Below are 18,926 nucleotides of genomic sequence, written 5' to 3' on the forward strand. Positions count from 1 at the left end.
GCCCCCCTCCGCACGCCTTCTCCCACCGGCAGCTCCGGGCGGCGCATCTGCCGCCCGGAGCTGCCGCGTCTTCTGCCCCGGGCGGGCGGGGGCCGCCCCTAGCGTGGTGGTCACGGAGGCGAGAGGAACCGTTCGCCCCGGTCTCCCGCCCCTTACCGGAGGAACTCAGCATGCCCCGCAGCAGAACGGACGACCTGCTCGACGGCGGACCCTCTCCCGCCGCCGCGCCACCGGTGCTCGACCTCATCGCCGCCCAGGAGCGCACCCGCCCCGATGCCGTGGCCCTGGTCCACGCCGACGCGCGCCTGACCTACGCCGGACTCGGCGCCGCCGTCCGCGCCCGGGCCGCCGAACTCGCCGCCCGGGGCGCCGGACCCGGCCGTCTCGTGGCGCTCCACCGGCCGCGCGGCATCGACGCGATCGTCGGCCTCCTCGCCGTCCTCACCACCGGCGCCGCCTACCTGCCGCTCGACGTGCATGCCCCCGACGCCCGCAACGCCGCCATCCTCCGGGACGCCTGCGGCGACGCCGCCCCCGAGCCCGCCGAGGTCGCCCGCCACGGCGAGCTCGTCCTCGACGGCCCCGGCGCGGGAGAGGGCGCCGCGTACGTCATCTACACCTCCGGCTCCACCGGCGTTCCCAACGGCGTCGTCGTCGCCCACGACTCCCTCGCCCACTTCATCGCCGGCGCCACCCCCGCGTACGGCATCGACGCCGACTCCCGCGTCCTGCAGTTCAGCCCGCTGCACTTCGACGCCAGCATCCAGGAGGTCTTCACCGTCCTGGGCACCGGCGGCACCCTCGTGCTCCGCACCGACGACATGCTCGACGTCGGCGAACTCCTCGCCGGCTGCGAGCGGGCCGGCATCACCCTCCTCGACCTGCCCGCCGCCTACTGGCACGAGCTGGTCCACGTCCTCACCACCGGCGCGGTCCGGCTCCCCGCGGCGCTGCGCACCGTCATCATCTACGGCGAGGCCGCCCTGCCCGAGCGGATCGCCCAGTGGCGCGGCCTCGTCGGCGACCGCGTCCGGCTGCTCAACGCCTACGGGCCCACCGAGACCACCGTCGTGGCCACCGTCGCGGACCTCACCCGGCACGACGCGGGACCCGTCCCCATCGGCCGCCCCCTCCCCGGCGTCCGCGCCGTCGTCGTCGAAGGGGAGCTCTGGCTCCTCGGCGGCGGACTGACCCGCGGCTACCTCCACCGGCCCGAGCTGAACGCACGCCGCTTCACCGAGCTCGACGGCGAACGCGCCTACCGCACCGGCGACCTGGTCACCGTCGGCGACGACCGCCAGATCCTCTACCACGGACGTCTCGACGACGAGGTCAAGATCGGAGGCCAGCGCATCGACCCCGCCGCCGTCGACTCCGTCCTCGCCGGACATCCCGCCGTCCGCGAGGCCGCCGTCGTCGCCCAGCAGGACGCCGACGGGGTCAAGCGCCTCGTCGCCTTCGTCGTCACCGACGGCGGCACCGGCGCCGAGGAGCTGCGCGACCGGGTGCGCGAGCGGATGCCCGCCGCGGCCGTGCCCGCCGTCTCGATCGTCGTCGCCCTGCCGCGCACCAGCTCAGGCAAGATCAACCGCAAGGTGCTCCGCACCACCGACCCCCGGCTCCCCGTCGTCCACGAGGACCCGCTCCCCGCCGACGAGCGGGTGCCGCTCTCCCACGCCCAGCGCCGCCTCTGGCTCGTCAACCAGCTCGACGGCCCCTCCGCCGCCTACAACATGCCGATCGTCCTCCATCTGGACACGGCCCCCGACCGCGCCGCGCTCGCCGCCGCCGTCACCGACCTCGCCGAACGCCACGAGGCGCTCCGCACCGTCCTCCTCGCCCCCGACGACGAGCCCTACCAGCACGTCCTCGCCGCGAGCGCGGTACGCCTCAGGACCGTCGACGCCCCGGCGGACGCCCTGCCCGGCCTCGTCGCCCGCTTCACCGCCGAGACCTTCGACCTCGCCCGCGAACTCCCGCTGCGCGTCGCCCTCCTCCTCCCCGAGGACGGCCCCGGCGCCACCCTCGCGGTCCTGCTCCACCACGTCGCCGGCGACGGCTGGTCGCTCACTCCGCTCATGACCGACCTCGCCACCGCCTACGCCGCCCGAGTCAGGGGCCGCGCGCCGGAGTGGGAGCCGCTGCCCGTCCAGTACGCCGACTACACCCTCTGGCAGCACGACGTGCTCGGCGCCCCCGACGACCCCGGCTCCGTCACCGGCCAGGGCCTCGCCCACTGGCGGGACGCCCTCGGCGCCCTGCCCGCCGTCACCCCGCTGCCCCTCGACCGGCCCCGGCCCGCCCTCCGCGACCACGCCGGCGGCCTCGTCGCCACCCGCCTCGAACCCGCCGTCCACGCCCGGCTCGTCCGCCTCGCCGAGGACCACGACGCCAGCCTCCTCATGGTCCTCCAGGCCGCCCTCGGCCTCGCCCTGCGCGCCGCCGGCGCCGGCGAACGGCTCGCCCTCGGCACCCCCGTCGCAGGCCGCGACGACGAAGCCCTCGACGACCTCGTCGGCTTCTTCGTCAACACCCTCGTCCTGCCCACCGACACCACCGGCGCGCCCTCCTTCGCCGACCTCCTCGACCGCGTCCGCGACACCGACCTCGCCGCCTTCGCCCACCAGCGGCTCCCCTTCGACCTGCTCGTCGAACACCTCAACCCGCCCCGCACACCCGGCGTCCACCCCCTCTTCCAGGTCATGCTCACCCTCCGCGCCGCCGGACCCGACCCGGAGGCCTTCTCCTTCGGCGGCCTCACCGGCCGCTTCCCGGCCGAGGAGGGACCCGCCACCACCAAGTTCGACCTCACCGCCGCCTGCGTCGACCACCGCGACGCCGACGGCGCGCCCGCCGGACTCGCCCTGGCCCTCGAATACGCCCGGGACGTCCTCGACGAGGACGTCCCCCGGCTCCTCCTCGCCGCCCTCGAAACCGCGCTGCGCACCGCCGCCGACGACCCGGCCGCCCCCGTCACGGACGAGCGCCTCGTCCCCGCCGCCGACCGGCGCGCCCTCGACGCCCGTCGCGACCGCGCCGCCGCCGCGCCCGACACCCCGCCGGGCGCGGACGCACCCGAGGACGATCCCGCCGACCGGGAGCTCGTCGACGCCCTGCGCGCCCTCTTCGCCGAAATCCTCGGCCTCGACGAGGTCGGCCCCCACGAGGGCTTCTTCACCATCGGCGGCCACTCCATGAGCGGCGTCCGCCTCGCCAACCGGATCCGCGCCCGGCTCGGCGCCGACGTCCAGGTCCGCGACCTCCTCCTCGCCCCCACGCCCGCCGCCCTCGCCCGGCGCATCGGCGCCGCCGGCGACGAGCCCGACGCCGCGCCGCGACTCCGGCCCGTCGCCCGCGCCGACCGCCCCGAGCGCCTTCCGCTCTCGTACGCGCAGCGCCGCCTCTGGTTCATCGACACCCTCGAAGGCCCCAGCGCCTCCTACAACATCCCGCTCGTCCTGCGTCCTGCCGCCCCCCTCGACCCGGCCGCCCTCGCCGCCGCGCTCGCCGACCTGTCCGACCGGCACGAGGTGCTGCGCACCCGCTACCGCGCCGTCGACGGCGAGCCCCACCAGGACGTCCTCACCGGCGTCCGCCCCACCCTCGACGTACGGACCGTCCCCGCGGCCCGGCTCGCCGACGCCGCCGCCGAAGCCGCGGGCCACGTCTTCGACCTCGCCGAGGAGACCCCGCTCCGGGCCGCCCTCCTCACCCCCGACGACGGCACCGGGCAGGTCCTCGTCCTCCTCCTCCACCACATCGCCGCCGACGGCTGGTCCACCGGCCCCCTCCTCGCCGACCTCGCCACCGCCTACACCGCCCGCACCGAGGGCCGCACCCCCGGCTGGGACCCGCTGCCCGTCCAGTACGCCGACTACACCCTCTGGCAGCGCGACCTCCTCGAAGGCCCCCGCGCCGAAGCCCACCGCGCCTTCTGGCACGACACCCTCGCAGGCGCCCCGGCCGTCCTCGACCTGCCCGTCGCCCGCCCCCGGCCCGCCGAGGCCGGCCACCGGGGCGCGCACGCCCCGATCAGCGTCGACGCCGCCACCCACGAGGCCCTGGAGGCCCTCGCCCGCCGGGGCGGAGCGACCCTCTTCATGGTCCTCCAGGCCGCGCTGGCCGCCGTCCTCACCCGGCACGGCGCCGGCACCGATCTGCCGCTCGCCACCATGACCGCCGGCCGCGACGACGACCACCTCGGCGGACTCGTCGGCTTCTTCGTCAACACCCTCGTCCTGCGCACCGACACCACGGGCGACCCCGCCTTCACCGAGCTCCTCGACCGCGTCCGGCGCACCGACCTCGCCGCCTACGCCCACCAGGAGCTCCCCTTCGACCGGGTCGTCGAACACCTCAACCCGGTGCGCACCACCGCCCACCACCCGCTCGCCCAGATCGTCGTCCAGCTCCACCACGACTACACCCGGGGCGTCCCCGGCGCCGCCGCCGCGCACGGTCTCTTCCGCGAGGACGGGCCCGCCCTCCTCACCACCGTCACCACCAAGTTCGACCTCACCTTCGCCCTCGCCGAGCGGCGCGGACCCGACGGCCGGCCCGCGGGCCTCGCCGGCGGACTCGAATACGCCACCGACCTCTTCGACGCCCCCACCGCCGCCCTCCTCGCCACCCACCTCGAACGCACCCTGCGCGCCGTCGCCACGGATCCCGCCGTGCGCGTCGGCGACCTGCCCCTCCTCACCGACGCCGACCGCTTCCGGCTCACCGGCGACCACAACGACACCGCCACGGTCCCGGCCGAACGGGGCACCGTGCACGACGTCATCGCCCGCCGAGCCGCCCGCGCCCCCGAGGCCCCCGCCCTCGTCGCCGACGACGAGACCCTCACCTACGGGCAGCTCGACGCCCGCGCCGACGTCCTCGCCGCACGGCTCCGCGCCGCCGGCGTCCGCCGGGGCGACACCGTCGGCGTCCTCCTCGACCGCGGCGTCCCGCTCGTCGCCACCGCGCTCGCCGTCCTCAAGAGCGGCGCCGCCTACCTGCCGCTCGACCCCAGGCTCCCCGAGGCCCGCGTCCGCCTCATGCTCGAGGACTCCGGCACCCGGCTCGTCGCCACCGACCGGCACCACACCGCCCCGGAGGGCGTGCCCGTGCTGCGCGTCGACACGGACGAGACCGGGCCCCTCGCCCCGGTCACCGTCGAGGACGCCTCCGAGGACGACCTCGCCTACGTCATGTTCACCTCCGGCTCCACCGGACGCCCCAAGGGCGTCGGCGTCACCCACCGCAACCTCGTCGAACTCGCCGCCGACCGCGACGTCTCCCTCGGCCCCGGCCGCCGGATGCTCGTCCACTCCGCGACCGGCTTCGACGCCTCCGCCTTCGAACTGTGGGTTCCGCTCCTGTCGGGCGGCAGCCTCGTCCTCATGCGCGGCGACGGCACCGACCTCGCCGAGACCGAGCGGACCGTCCGCGCGCACGGCGTGACCACGGCCTACTTCACCGTCGGCCTCTTCCACGTCATGGCCGACGAGGGGCTCGACACCCTCCGCCTGCTGCGCGAGGTGTGGACCGGCGGCGACGTCGCCTCGCCCGCCGCCGTCCAGCGGGTCCTCACCCACTGCCCCGACACCGTCCTCGTGCACTCCTACGGCCCCACCGAGACCACCTTCGCCTCGCACAACCAGTGGTTCACCACGGGGCAGCGCACCCTGACCGGCACCGGCCTCCACCTCGGCCGGCCCATGGACAACACCCGCAGCCACGTCCTCGACCACGCCCTGCGACCCGTCCCGCCCGGCGTCCCCGGCGAGCTGTACATCGCCGGCGGCCACGTCGCCCGCGGCTACACCGGCCGCCCCGGCCTCACCGCCGAACGCTTCGTGCCCGACCCCTTCGAGACCGACGGCAGCCGCATGTACCGCACCGGCGACCGCGTCCTGTGGACCCCGGACGGCGAACTGCGCTTCCTCGGCCGGGCCGACGGGCAGGTCAAGCTCCGCGGCGTCCGCATCGAACCCGGCGAGGTCGAGCGGGTTCTCGCCGCCCACCCCGCCGTCGGCCAGGCCCTCGCCGTCGTCCGCGAGGACCGCCCCGGCGACAAGCGCCTCGTCGCCTACGCCGTCCCGCGCGCCGGCGACGCCGTCACCGGGACCGAACTCCTCGCCGAAGCCCGCCGGGTCCTGCCCGAGCACCTCGTCCCCGGCGCCGTCGTCGTCCTCGACGCCCTGCCGCTCACCGTCAACGGCAAGCCCGACCGGGCCGTGCTCCCCGCCCCCGACCGCCCCGCCGCGACCCCGGGCGGACGGGCGCCCCGCAACGCCCGCGAGGAGGTCCTCTGCGCGCTCTTCGCGGAGATCCTCGACGTGCCCCGCGTCACCGTCGACGACAACTTCTTCGCCCTCGGCGGGCATTCGCTCCTCGGCGTCCGCCTCGTCAACAGGATGCGCGGCGTCCTCGGCGTCGAGCGCACCGTCCGCGACCTCTTCCGCGCGCCCACCCCCGCCGGCCTCCTCGGCGAGGACGACGGCCCGGACGCCGGCGCGACGGCCTCCGCCCTCGGCGTGCTCCTGCCCCTCAGCCCCGCCGGGTCCCGCCGCCCCCTCTTCTGCGTCCATCCCGGGACCGGCGTCGGCTGGGCCTACGCCGGCCTCGCCCGCCACCTCGGCCCCGAGCAGCCGCTGTACGCCCTCCAGGCCCGCGCGCTCAGCGACCCCGGCCACCGGCCCGGCAGCGTCGAGGAGATGGCCGACGCCTACCTGGAGCAGATCCGCCGGATCCAGCCCTGGGGCCCCTACCGGCTCCTCGGCTGGTCCTTCGGCGGCCTCGTCGCCCACACGATGGCCGTCCGGCTGCGGGAGGCAGGCGAGAGCGTCGAACTGCTCGCCCTCATGGACGTCCACCAGACCGGCCCGGGCAGCGTGTCCGTACTGCCGCCCGAGGAGACCGCGGCCCGCCCCGCCGTCGACCCGGCCGAGGCGATGGACCGGATCCGCCGCGAGGACCCCGTCCTCGCCGGGTTCTCCACCGCCGAGCTCCGCGCCGTGCTCCGCGCCTCCGAGACCCACGCCGAGCTGATGGCCCGGCACGTCCCCGGCCGCGCCGACACCGACCTCCTGTTCTTCACCGCCCGCAGGCCGGGGGAGCCCGAAGGCGCCCTCGCCGCCACCTGGATTCCCTTCACCGAAGGAATCGTGGAGAACCACACGCTCGAACACGGCCATCTCCACCTGGCCGAACCGGAACCACTCGCACGCATCGGAAACATCGTCGCGGAGAAGCTCTCCGCTCTGCAGAAGAAAGAATCGAGGACCCAGTCATGAGCGATTCCGTCAACCCCTTCGACAACGCCGAGAACCCCTTCCGCGTCGTCGTCAACGACGAGGGGCAGCACTCCCTGTGGCCGGCCTTCGCCGCCGTCCCGGCCGGCTGGACCAGCGTCTGGGGCCCCGGTGACCGGGGAGAAGCCCTGGAGTACATCACCACCAACTGGACCGACATCCGCCCCCGGAGCCTCGTCGCCCAGTACGCCTGACCCTTCTCGCGGCCTTCTCGCGAAAGGCGCCGCGCCCCGCATTCCCAGCGGGGCGCGGCGCCTTTTCCATGCCCTTCCCGGAAATCCCCTGAAAAGCGAAAGTGCCGGTCGTTGCTGCCGCTTCTCCTTCCCCTTCCGGAACCCTCCGGAAATTATTCTTCAGGCATGAAGATTCTCTTGAGCGGGACCGCCTCGGACTCCCATACGTGGAATCTGGTGTACCTCCGGCTCTTCCTGGAGGAGCTCGGGTGCGAGGTCGTCGGGCTCGGCCCCTGCGTGGACGCCGAACTCCTCGCGGACGCCTGCCGGCGGCACGCGCCGGACGTGGTGGTGCTCAGCAGCGTCAACGGCCACGGCTACCGCGACGGCCTCGCCGCCGTCCGCCGGCTGCGCGCCGAACCCGCCCTGGCCGCCCTGCCGGTCGTCCTCGGCGGCAAGCTCGGCGTCGCCGGCCACCGCCAGGACGACGATGTCGCCCAGCTCCTCGGCGCCGGCTGCGACGCGGTCCTCGGCGACGACCTCGCAGCCCTGCGCGGCTTCCTCGCCGCCAGAGCCCGTACGGAGGTCCCGGCGTGACCGCGCACCCCGCCGGCCCGGCCCCCTCCTTCGGAGCCTTCGTCACGGCCTCGGCCGCCGCCGGCCGGCTCGTCGTCCAGCCCCGCATGGGCTTCGGCGACCCCCGTGCGATGCGCGACGGCCTCGCCCGCACCCGAGCCGCCACCTCGCACACCGCCGGCACCCTGACCGTGGACAGCTACACCCGCGTCGGCGACCTGGCCGGCGCCCGTGCCGCCGTCGCCGACGGCACCCGCCTCAACGGCTACCCGATCGCCGCCCACGCGCCGGTCACCACCCGCGCCGTCCTCGACGGACTGCACGGCGCCGGCTTCCCCGTCCAGGTCCGGCACGGCTCCGCCCGTCCCGAGCCCATCGTCCGCGCCCTGCTGGCGGCCGGGCTCGACGCCACCGAGGGCGGTCCGGTCTCCTACTGCCTGCCCTACGGCCGCACCCCGCTGCGCGACTCGGTCACCGCCTGGGTCCGCGCCTGCGCCCTGCTCGCCGAGGGCGCCCGGCCCGGCTCCACTCCGCACCTGGAGAGCTTCGGCGGCTGCCTCCTCGGCCAGCTCTGCCCGCCCGGCCTGCTCGTCGCCACCAGCCTCCTGGAGTGCCTCTTCTTCGTCCGGTACGGGCTCCGCAGCGTCTCCCTCAGCTACGCCCAGCAGACCCACCCCGGCCAGGACGAGGAGGCCCTGCGTGCCCTGGGCCGGCTCGCCGCCGAGTTCCTCCCCGCCGACGTCGAACGCCACGTCGTCCTCTACACGTACATGGGCGTCTACCCGCACACCGAGCGGGGCGCGCTGCGCCTGCTGGAGGACTCCGCGCGGCTCGCGGTCCGCGCCGGGGCCGGACGGCTCATCGTCAAGACCGCCGCCGAGGCCCACCGCATCCCGACCGTCGACGAGAACGTCCGTGCCCTGGAGACCGCCGCCGCGGCCGCCGCCCTCGAAGAGGCCCCCTGCCCCGACGGCGGCGCCGACAGCGAGGTCTACCTGGAGGCCCGCGCCCTCGTGGAGGCCGTCCTCGACCTCCACCCCGATCTCGCCCGGGCACTGCCCGACGCCTTCGCCCGCGGCCTCCTCGACGTCCCCTTCTGCCTGCACCCCGACAACCCCGGCCGCTCCCTCGGCTTCATCGACCCGACCGGCCGCCTCCGCTGGGCCCGCACCGGAGCCATGCCGCTGAGCCCCGACGCCGCCGCCGACACCGCCCCGCTGACCGCCGACGGCCTGCTCACCGCCCTGCGGCACGTGGCCGGCCGCTACGACGGACGGCGCGACCCCGCCCCCGGGGGCGGTCACGACCACTCCTCCGCCACCCCGCTCACCGTCTGACACACCACCAGGCCGTCCCGCCCGCCCCCCCCGCACCCACCCCAGGCCACCCGGCCGCGAAGAGCACGACCATGGTCGCCCCGGCCGCACCGCGCACCCACGGGCCGCCCGGCCACACCGCACGCACCCCGTCCACACGGCACACGCCCCGGACCGCCCGGCCGCGAAGCACGCGTCCGGACCCCTTCCCGGCCGCCGCACACGCCACCCGCCCGCACGAAACAGGAGCCCCGACATGGACCTGACCGCCGCCACCGCCGACGAGACCGCGCCGGGCACCCCGCCGCCGCTCGGCGAGCACCTGCGCTCGCCCCGGCTGCGCACCGCCATGCTCGTCCAGCAGGAGGCCCTCCAGGCCGCCCGCGACTACCTGCGCGGCGAGGGCTTCACCGAACTCCTCCCGCCGCTCGTCGGTCCCGTCACCGACCCGGGCGGGCGCGGCGCCAAGGCCCTCGACGTCGACTACTACGGCCACCCCTACAAGCTCATGACCAGCGCCATCCTCTACAAGCAGGCGTCCCTGCGGGGCTTCCCCCGGCTCTTCTACATCGCCCCCAACGTCCGGGTGGAGCCCGAGGAGACCGCCACCACCGGCCGCCACCTCGTCGAGTTCCACCAGATCGACGTCGAGATCGCCGACGCGAGCCGCGAGGACGCCCAGGAGATCGCCGCCGGCCTCCTCACCCACGTCACCGAGCACGTCTGGACCGCCGTCCCCGAGCTGCTCACCGGACTCGGCCGCGAGGAGGCCGACTTCGCCGACGTCCGCGCCGGCAAGTACGACGTCCGCACCCACGAGGAGGCCGTCGCCCGGCTGCTCTCCCTCGGCCACCCGCAGAACCCCGACGGCGAGATCGACTGGACCGGCGAGCGGATCCTCTCCCTGGAGAGCGACCGGCCGTTCTTCGTCGACGACTACCCCAAGGGATCCCGCGGCTTCTACGACCGCGAGGACCCCGAACGCCCCGGCGTGCTGCGCAACTTCGACCTCATCGCCCCGCACGGCTACGGCGAGCTGGTATCCGGCAGCGAGCGCGAGGCCGACTACGCCACCCTCGTCACCCGGATGCGGGAGAGCGGCGAGAACCCCGCCAAGTACGCCTGGTACCTGAAGGAGGCCCGCGAGGGCATCCCGTCCAGCGCCGGCTTCGGCATGGGCCTCCAGCGGCTCGTCCGCTTCCTCACCGGCCTGGACGCCCTCTGGCAGGTCAGCGCCTACCCGAAGCTCCCCGGGGTGGTGGCCCCGTGACCACGCACCCGACCGCACCCGCCGCTCCGGCGCGGCCCACCGCCCCCGCCCTCACCGCTCCAGGCTTCCCCGAGGAACAGGTACGCGCCCGCGCCCGGCTCGGCACCGCCGCCGTCTTCCCCGACCCCGCTGCGTACGGCAGCCGTCTCTTCGGCCCGACGGCCGCGGCCGCCGGCGACGTGCTCGACCGGATGCGGATCGTGCCGCCGGTCTTCATGCCCGAGCGGCTGGAGAAGCTCATCGACCTCGCGCGGGAGCCGGAGTTCGACGACGTCGACCTCACCACCCGCGTCGGCGGTTTCACCGCCCGCCTGCCGCTCTACCTCTCCGCCTTCGGCTCCACCCGGGCCGGCAGCGGCGACCTCGCGGTCCACGCGAGCCGCCAGGCCGCACGTCTCGGCATCCCCGTGGTCATCGGGGAGAACATGGTCCCGGTGCACGGCTACCGGCGCGGTGGCGCGGGCGGAGGCGACGCCACCCGCTCCGCCCTCCTCGCCCGCGTCGAGGCGTACCTGGAGGCCGCCCCGGACGGCGTGGGCGGCATCGTCGTCCAGCAGTCCACCGAGGACGCCGACTCCGAGGTGTGGAACCTCCTCTACAGCGACCCCGCCTTCCGCCCCCTCCTGGAGACGGGCCGCCTCGCCTTCGAGCTGAAGACCGGCCAGGGCGCCAAGCCGGGCCTCGGCGGCATGACCGTCGTCGACCGGGCCGAGGCCGAGCAGCTCGCCCGCCGCTTCACCGTCCGCGAGGTCTTCGGACCGGACGCGCCGCGCAGCCTGCGCTGCGCCACCCCGGGCACGTTCACCGAGGAGATCCTCCGCCAGCAGCTCCGCTTCATGCGCAACAACTTCCCCAAGGCCCGCACCTGGGTGAAGTTCCACCCCGGCCGCGACATCGGCCACGCCGCCCGCACCGCCTGGGCGGCCGGCGCCGACGCCGTCACCGTCGACGGCGCGGAAGGCGGCACCGGCTGGGCGCCGGGCGTCTTCCTCGACCAGGTCGGCCTGCCGCTCGCGGAGGCCCTGCGCCGGATCGGCACCCCCACCGGCTGCCTGCTCGCCACCGGCGGCGTCTGGGAGGGCGGCCGCGCCGTCCGCGCGCTCGCGCTCGGCGCCGGCGCCGTCGGCCTCGGCCGCGCCGCCCTCGTCGCCGTCGACGAGGACCCCGAGCACGGCCTGGAGCGCCTGGCCGGCGCGCTCGCCCTCGAACTCCGCCTTCTCGTCAGCGCCCTCGGCAAGTACACCCCCGCCGCCCTCGCCCCCGACGACCTCTGGTCCCCGCCCCCGTTCCCCGACCCGTACGCCGATCCCGCGCCGGACCCTCACCGGGCTCCGACGCACCCCCAGGCCCCGGGCCCGGCTCCGGTCCACGCCCAGACCTCAGCACTGGCTTCGGCCCAGGCCCCTGCCCCCGTCCACGCCCCGCCGTCCGCATCCGCCGGCCCCTCCGCCCCCGGCCCCACTGCGGCCGACGGGCCGGGCCGTTCCGCGTGAACCGCCGCCGTCCGCGCGCCGCCGTCCGCGCCCGCTTCTCCGTACGGGAGGTCCCCGGCATCACCGTCACCGCCGCCGGGAGCCGTGCCCCCCTCCCGTATGGGCTCGACGGCACCGCCCGGCGCACCGCGCAGCGCGCCCTGACGGAGGCCGGCCGCGCCTACCTGGGCGGCCACGTCGAGCTCCACGCACCCCGGCGCACCCCGGCGCGCGTCCTGCGCGGGGCCGCCACCCGGGCGGTCGCGGCGGCCGTCGCCACCACCCTGCGCGCCGCCCCGGCCGGCCCCCGGGCCACCGACGCGCCCGCCCCCACTCCGGCCACCGACGTGCCCGCCCCCGCCCCGCCCTCCGGCGCCCGCCGGACCCCGGCCCGCCCCCGCTCCCGCCCGCCCACCGACCACCACCGCACAGGAAGCCGACCCCATGGCCCCGCCCACCACTGACCCGACCGCACCCGGCATCGACTGGCGCCGTCTCGGCAGCCTCGTCACCGGCCAAGCCGCCGTCCAGGCCGGCAGTTTCGCCCTCCTCATCGCCATGAGCTGGACCGCCGTGCAGCTCGGCGGCCGCGGCGCCGTCACCGCCGTCACGCTCGCCGCCACCCTGCCGCGCGCCCTCCTGCTCCTCTTCGGCGGCGCCCTCACCGATGTCCTGGGCCCCCGCGCCCTGCTGCTGCGCGCCACCGGCGTCCGGGTCCTCGTCCTCGCGGCCGGCGCGGTCGTCACGGCCACCACCCACACCCTGTGGCCGCTGGTCGTCATCGCCCTCGCCGACGGCATCCTCCTCGGACTCACCGGCCCGGCCGCCGGCGTCCTCCTGCCGTACCTGGCGTCCAAGGAGCACCTCGGCCGCGCCAACTCCCTCTTCTCGATGGTGCTGCGGCTCGCGCCGATCGCCGGCTCGCCGCTCGGCGCCTGGCTGGTGGTGGTCGGCGGCCTGCCGGTCGCCATGGGCGCGGCCGCGGCCGGCTGCGTCCTGTGGCTGGCCTGCGCCGCCCACGTCACCCGGGGCATGCCCCGGCCCGAGCCGGCCGCCCAGGGGCCCTCGCTGCTGCGCCGCTCCGGCGACGGCTTCCGGCTCCTCGCGGCCCACCCGCGCCTGCGGTGGATGTTCGTGGCCTGCTTCGCGATGGACCTGGCGTTCCTGTGGCCGGCCGAGGTGGCCCTGCCGCTGCGCGCCGCGGAGAACGGCTGGGGCGTGGGCGCGGTCGCCGTCGTCCTCGCCGCCTTCAGCACGGGGGCCCTCGCCTCCGCGGCCCTGGGCGCCGCCCTCGCGCACCGCGTCCCGGTGCCCGTGAAGCTCGTGCTGACAGGCGTCGGCCTGGCCGCCGGCACGGGCGCCATGGCGCTCGTCCCCTCGCCGGGCGTCCTCGCCGGGACCGCGGCCGCCGTCGGCCTGCTCTCGGGGCTCAACGGCCCTGCCCTGGTGACGGCCTATCAACAGGCCGTACCCGAAGGGAAGATGGGCGCGGCGATGTCGACCTTCGCGCTCTCCGGGATCGGGGCCGCACCCCTGTCCCTGGCCCTGTTCACCCCGGTCTCCCTGCACCTCGGGGTGACCGGCACCTGGCTGCTCTGCGCCGGTGTCGCCCTGGTGTCGCCGATCGCCGCCGCCGTCGCGCTGCGCGCCGCGCCCGAGAAGGCCCCGGGCCGGAGCACCCCCGACCGGATCCGTACCGCCCCGGAGTCCACCGTCACGTCCGTGTGAGGCAGACATGATCCCCCTGATCCCCGCGCCCCCGCCCGAGCTGTACGAGTCCGGGCCCGTCCTCCTCCGCCCGGCCGCCCTCCCGCCGCTGCCCGCGACACTGCCCCGGCCGCCGGGGGTCCGCCCGCTGCGGCCCCAGCTCTGGCTGGTCGCCACCGACGCGCACCGGGACACCGCCGCCCGGTACGCCTCCCTCGTGCTCGACGCGGCCGAGCTGGCCCGCGCCGAGGAGTTCCGGCGGCCCGGCGACCGCGCCACCTACCTGTGCGCCCACGTCGGCCTGCGCCGGCTGCTCGGTGCCCACCTCGGGGTCGCGCCCCGCAGCGTGACCATGGAACGGGCGCCGTGCCCCTGCTGCGGCGAGGCACACGGCCGGCCCGTCCTGCCGGACGGCCGGCTGCACTTCTCGCTCTCGCACTGCGAGGGCCTGAGCCTGATCGCCGTGGCCGCGGGTCCGGTGGGCGTGGACATCGAGCGGGTCCCACCGCCCCACCTGGTGACCGAGGCCGCCGAGGTGCTGCACCCGGCGGAGGCCGCCGAACTGGCCGCACTGGCCGAGGCGCGCGTTCCGGACGCGTTCGCCCGCGTGTGGACGCGGAAGGAGGCGTACCTGAAGGGGCTCGGCGTCGGACTCGGTGCCGATCCCGCGGCGGAGTACGTCGGGGCGGGCCCGGTCCCGGCCGCGCCTCCGGGCTGGTACCTCGCCGACGTGGCCGTCCCGGACGGCCACCACGCGGCGGTCGCCCTGCTCCGCTGATCCTGCCGTCCGCCGACGCCACGCCGGCGGACGGACCGGACCGGGCCGGGGGAGGCGGCCGGCAGGCGGGTTCCGCTCGGACCCGGCACCCCGTACCGAGGACAGGGCCTCGGCGATGCCGGCCCCGACCGGCACCCGCCTGCCGGCCCTTCGGCGCCGATGGCGTGCTGACGGCCCACGTCCAGGCCGGAACCCTCGTCGTCGTCCTGGGGCCGGCACGGCCGCTGTGGCGGCACCGGACCGGGCCGCCGCCCCGGGCGCCGACGCCGCGCCCCTTCGAACGCCGTCTCGCCCACCGTACGGAGGGAGCGCCCCTCCTCGCCTTCGGCGTCCCCGCCGCGGGCGTGGCGTTCCTCGCCTCAGGAACCGGCCCGGTCCGGGTGGCGGACGGCGAGGGAGGCGGTGACGCCGTGCAGCACCGCGGACGGCAGGACGGTGAAGGCGACGACGGCCCACAGCCGCTCCGCCTGCGCGTCGAAGCGGTCGCTGTGGCCGAGGGCGTAGGCGAGGTGGAACAGGGAGCCGATGCCGCGGATCCCGAACACGGCGGTGACCAGGCGTTCACGCGCGTCCGCGCGGCTGCCGAGCAGGCTCGCGAAGCCGGCGGCCGGCCGGATGAACAGGACGAGGAGCGCTCCGACCAGTGCGCCCTGCCAGGGGAGGGCGGGCAGGGCCCCGTCGTCGGCGGGACGATGACGCACAGCTCCGTGGTGTGTTCCACCCACAGGCGGGAGTGCGCCGGATCCACCGACGGCACGGGCAGGAGCTCGGGAAGCATCACGGCGTGAACGGCGCGGCCAAGGGCGTCGGAGCAGATTCCGCAACCTGGGCGGGTCGATCCGTGTGCGAGCGTCGACCCGTGCCGACGACCGGCCCGGTCGGCGTCGGTCCTCGGGAACCTGGTGGAAGCCGACCGGGCACGCGACTCGCCGTAAGGTAGGGAAACCGCCCTTGACCTGTAAAAACGCAGGCGGGGAGCCTATGTCCAGGAGTACCTCGGTGATACGAACGATATTCAAGTCCAAGATCTAGTATCTGGGTCTTCTTCCAGGTCAGAGGCTTGGTTGCCTTGCTCAGGTCAGCAAACGGTCAGCGTCGGGCGCGGGGGCGTCCCAGCTTGCTGACGGGTGGCCGTCATGATGGGTGACCTCGACAGGTATCTGGTTCCCACCGGGCCGCGGCCGGACCCACCGCGGCGACCCTCCGCGTGACCTGCTGCGTCACGATCGCCCGCGCCCATGATCGGGGCTGGTGCCGGGTCTGCGGGGCCGCCGGTTGCCGCGCCGCCTGGGAGTCGGCGCGGGTAGGCGATGTTGCGCTGAGCGCCCACCGGGTCGGATGTCCGAGTGAAGGGCGGGCGGTCGCCCGACCCGTACGTACGACAGGGGCCCCGTATCCGCCATGCCGCCGCCCCTCAGCAGCGATACTGGGTGCATGGACGCGACGATCACCGCCCCCCGCGCCGAGGTGCTGCGGGACCGCTACCGCAGCCGGCTGCCCGAGCGCTTGCAGGAGCTGGCGGGCCCGGTCGAGGGCGACGTCGACCTGCCGCTCCACATCGTCTGGTCCGGGCGGACGAGCTACAGCCTGGACCGCCCGAAGTCCCGCATGACGCTTTACCGGACCGTCCTCGCCGAAGGACAGAGTGAGGACCTGGTGGGCCTCCTGCACCACCGGCTGCTCACCGAGCAGTGGCCCGTGCTGCGGCGCCTGATCAGTCCCTACATCCGCGAAGTCTGGGAGGACGCCTTCCCCGAGCTGCTCCGCACCGCTTCGGCCGGCACGACCGCCGCGTGAAGCTCCCTCCGCTCCACGAGCGTCTCCTCGCCGACATCCTCGACCTCGGCTCCCTCTACCCCCTGGTCCTCACCGGCGGATACGCCGTGCAGGCCCACGGCCTGGTCGAACGCTTCAGCCGCGACCTCGACGTCGCCACCGAGAACCCCGCTCCGATGCGGGAGATCGTCGCCTCGCTCACAGCAGGTCTCGGCGCGCGCGGATGGCGGACCACGCACGTCCAGACCGATCCGCTCAGCGGCCGGTTCCTCGTCACCGATCCGGACACCGGCGAGGAGTGCGAGGTCGACGTCCTCAAGGAGGCGTTCTGGGCTCCACCCACACAGACCCCCTACGGCCCCGTTCTTTCCCTCGACGACGTGATCGGCACCAAGGTCAGGGCCCTCGCCGACCGCGGCACCGTCCGCGACCTCATCGACGTCCAGGCCGCCTCCCGTCACCGCTCCACCGCCGACCTCGAATCCCTGGGCCGCCGTCGCGCCCACGACGAGTTCAGCCTCGAAGACCTCCGGGACCGGCTGATCGGCGCGGACTGGTACGAGGACGAGGACTACACCGCGTACGGGCTCACCTCCCGGCAGATCGAAGAACTCAAGGCGTGGGCGCTGGAGTGGGCGGAGGACCTGAGCGCCCGGATCCACGACGAGAACGCCTGAGAGGCGGTCGTCGCGTCCATCTGCTCCACCGGCGGTGTAACGAGAGGATGCGGTGCAGCCGGCAAGTTCCAAACCGGAGCCGCCCTCGGTGAGAGGCTGCCCTGCACGGCGGAGTGGTCGACCGCCGGCCGGCTGATGACCGAAGAGGGACGTGTTCCGTATCCCGCCTCTTGCCTGCATGACGAAGGCGCTGACGGCCGATCACGAGGCTCTGGCGTTGGAGATCGTCATGATGACCGGGCACGGCCTGTGCGACGGCGAGGCGCGGCACCACGCAGGACGGCTACCTGCTGCGCGGCCCGGGCGGCTGCTTCACCGAAGGCATGGAACGGCGCAGGGCGAGGAAGCTCTTCGTGGACCTCCTGTCGGAGGAGGGCGTGGGGATGTACGGCTTCCGGCACTACTTCGCCTCCAACGCCCTCGGCAACGGCATACCCATCACCGATGTCGCGGAGTGGATGGGACACAAGTCCATCGAGGAGACGTACCGCACCTACCGGCACCTGATGCCGGGCAGCATCACCAAGGCCGCCCGGATCCTCGACGCCGGCCTCTGGGAAGCCGCCTGATCACACGGCGTCGGGGCAATGGAAGATTCTACGTCTGCTGGTGGTACAGGAGTTCCGAGGCGCTGGTCTGCGGGGATGGTGGCGCTGATGCTTCCGACGAGCGAGATGGTCCGGGAATGGTCCGGATCTCGGTGCTTGCTCAGGTGTCCCGTGAGGGAGCAGCAGGTGCTGGGGCCGATGTGGAGCGGGCCGTGTTGTGGTGGAACTTCGTCGGACGCACCGACGACGAGATCCGCAAGGCCCGCGAGGACTGGATGGCCACCGACCGCTTCGGCGAGGTGAAGGGGTACGACGGCGACCGGCTGGGCGCGCCCGAGGTCCCGGCGAGCCGGCTGAAGGCGCGAGGCCGAGTGCGCTGACCTGGGAATTTCCCTGTCGAGCCGATCGGGCATCGGAGATTGTCGGTTCCCTCTTCCGGATGTCGCCGCGACTGGGGGAGGGATCCTGGCGTATCTCTCCCGCGGTCGTGCAGTCGGCGGGTGTGTTTCCAGAGTGTGCTTGTGTGGGAGCAGGTCTGATCAGCCGGATGCTGACTTTTTGCTGACTTTCCTGACAGGCCGTCAGGAACCTGGCGGTACGGTGCTGGGCGTGGTGGCGGCCCGGTCATGGCGTCGCGGTCCGCGCCGCTCACGAGCTGGCGGGACGTCGTGACGCATGCGGATCGCGGAGGTGGGCGAGGGGAATGTGGTCGCCCGTCAGGGCGGGGCTGATCCCGAAGAGCTCTGGCCGGACCGCCTCTGGGCCGACTCTCCGTCACGGAACCGTTGGGAACGGCGGCCGGTGCGTGCGGACATCCCCGGGCTGGTCGCCTCTGCGGGGAGGGTGCGCTGTCGGCCACGCCGAAGAGCTGTCCCGTAAATGATCTTCATGTCGCCTCGGGCGCGCAGGGTCGCGGTGTGACCCTCTCCTCCGTCCGGCAAGGGCGAGGTCGCCGACGGTGGTCTTGGCGTCGGGTTCCTCCCGCGTCTTGCGGTCGTTGCGGTTCTCGGGCGGCAGTCGGCCGACCGCTGCGGCGTGCCGGGCATGGGCGTCGGCCTGGAAACCCCGAACGGCGGGGCGAGCCGACGCGGCGCCGAGTCGGTGTGCCAGGGGGCGGGTGGCTCGGTCCTCCAGCGGCAGGCTCCGGGGCCGGTCCTGGAGGACCGCATCCGCGCCCTCGTGCCGCAGCGCGATCACTGGCTTCCCGAACTGTCGAGGGCTCGGTCTGGTGAACGGGGGAATCCAGGACGGCTCCGACGGTGTGATCACGTCAGCCGTGCCGGTGATCATCGCTTCGACCCGGCGTGCCCCGCCGACGGGCCCTCGCCGGGG

General features: G+C 75.1%; 13 protein-coding genes and 1 pseudogene. 13 read left to right on the forward strand and 1 reads right to left on the reverse strand.

Going from position 1 to position 18,926, the window contains the following annotated elements:
* The first annotated feature begins 170 nt into the window (after window positions 1-170).
* The 9 genes from CP977_RS30250 (at window position 171) to CP977_RS30290 (ending at window position 14,593) form a co-directional block, all read left to right on the forward strand.
* Window positions 171-7,283, forward strand: a complete 7,113-nt coding sequence (locus CP977_RS30250; protein ID WP_152371156.1) for a non-ribosomal peptide synthetase — start codon at window positions 171-173, stop codon at window positions 7,281-7,283.
* Complete coding sequence (locus tag CP977_RS30255) at window positions 7,280-7,495, forward strand: MbtH family protein (protein ID WP_062759718.1); 216 nt, start codon at window positions 7,280-7,282, stop codon at window positions 7,493-7,495. The genes CP977_RS30250 and CP977_RS30255 overlap by 4 nt, the downstream gene beginning before the upstream one ends.
* Window positions 7,496-7,660: 165 nt before the next feature.
* The gene (locus CP977_RS30260; protein WP_062759719.1) at window positions 7,661-8,071 is read left to right on the forward strand and encodes a cobalamin B12-binding domain-containing protein; all 411 of its coding nucleotides are present in this window, start codon (window positions 7,661-7,663) and stop codon (window positions 8,069-8,071) included.
* Window positions 8,068-9,387, forward strand: coding sequence for a methylaspartate mutase (locus CP977_RS30265; RefSeq protein ID WP_152371157.1), 1,320 nt, complete (start codon window positions 8,068-8,070; stop codon window positions 9,385-9,387). Before CP977_RS30260 ends, CP977_RS30265 begins: the two co-directional genes overlap by 4 nt.
* A 235-nt stretch (window positions 9,388-9,622) precedes the next feature.
* Entirely contained in the window at window positions 9,623-10,636 is a 1,014-nt protein-coding gene (locus tag CP977_RS30270) for an asparagine synthetase A (RefSeq protein ID WP_030222825.1), read from the forward strand.
* Complete coding sequence (locus CP977_RS30275) at window positions 10,633-12,129, forward strand: glutamate synthase-related protein (protein ID WP_229991764.1); 1,497 nt, start codon at window positions 10,633-10,635, stop codon at window positions 12,127-12,129. Before CP977_RS30270 ends, CP977_RS30275 begins: the two co-directional genes overlap by 4 nt.
* Complete coding sequence (locus CP977_RS30280; protein WP_152371158.1) at window positions 12,126-12,572, forward strand: hypothetical protein; 447 nt, start codon at window positions 12,126-12,128, stop codon at window positions 12,570-12,572. The genes CP977_RS30275 and CP977_RS30280 overlap by 4 nt, the downstream gene beginning before the upstream one ends.
* The gene (locus CP977_RS30285) at window positions 12,553-13,836 is read left to right on the forward strand and encodes an MFS transporter (protein ID WP_062760437.1); all 1,284 of its coding nucleotides are present in this window, start codon (window positions 12,553-12,555) and stop codon (window positions 13,834-13,836) included. Before CP977_RS30280 ends, CP977_RS30285 begins: the two co-directional genes overlap by 20 nt.
* Window positions 13,837-13,843: 7 nt before the next feature.
* Window positions 13,844-14,593 (forward strand): 4'-phosphopantetheinyl transferase family protein, encoded by a 750-nt coding sequence (locus CP977_RS30290; RefSeq protein WP_062759722.1) that lies wholly within the window; start codon window positions 13,844-13,846, stop codon window positions 14,591-14,593.
* A 359-nt stretch (window positions 14,594-14,952) separates the two neighbouring features.
* Here the strand turns inward: CP977_RS30290 and CP977_RS30295 are convergent, their stop codons facing one another.
* On the reverse strand, window positions 14,953-15,294 hold the full coding sequence (locus CP977_RS30295) for a hypothetical protein (protein ID WP_152371159.1): 342 nt from the start codon (window positions 15,292-15,294) through the stop codon (window positions 14,953-14,955).
* A 733-nt stretch (window positions 15,295-16,027) separates the two neighbouring features.
* Here CP977_RS30295 and CP977_RS30300 point away from each other — a divergent pair.
* The 4 genes and pseudogenes from CP977_RS30300 (at window position 16,028) to CP977_RS30315 (ending at window position 17,974) form a co-directional block, all read left to right on the forward strand.
* Window positions 16,028-16,390 (forward strand): hypothetical protein, encoded by a 363-nt coding sequence (locus CP977_RS30300; RefSeq protein WP_152371160.1) that lies wholly within the window; start codon window positions 16,028-16,030, stop codon window positions 16,388-16,390.
* Window positions 16,387-17,046, forward strand: coding sequence for a nucleotidyl transferase AbiEii/AbiGii toxin family protein (locus CP977_RS30305; protein ID WP_152371161.1), 660 nt, complete (start codon window positions 16,387-16,389; stop codon window positions 17,044-17,046). Before CP977_RS30300 ends, CP977_RS30305 begins: the two co-directional genes overlap by 4 nt.
* Before the next feature lie 260 nt (window positions 17,047-17,306).
* Window positions 17,307-17,615 (forward strand): annotated as a pseudogene (locus tag CP977_RS30310) (tyrosine-type recombinase/integrase); the annotation flags it as partial.
* 191 nt (window positions 17,616-17,806) lie between these two features.
* A complete protein-coding gene (locus CP977_RS30315; protein WP_372460746.1) occupies window positions 17,807-17,974 on the forward strand; it encodes a pirin in 168 nt (55 codons plus the stop codon).
* Window positions 17,975-18,926: the final 952 nt, after the last annotated feature.

Source organism: Streptomyces cinereoruber (genome assembly GCF_009299385.1).
Lineage (GTDB): Bacteria > Actinomycetota > Actinomycetes > Streptomycetales > Streptomycetaceae > Streptomyces > Streptomyces bikiniensis.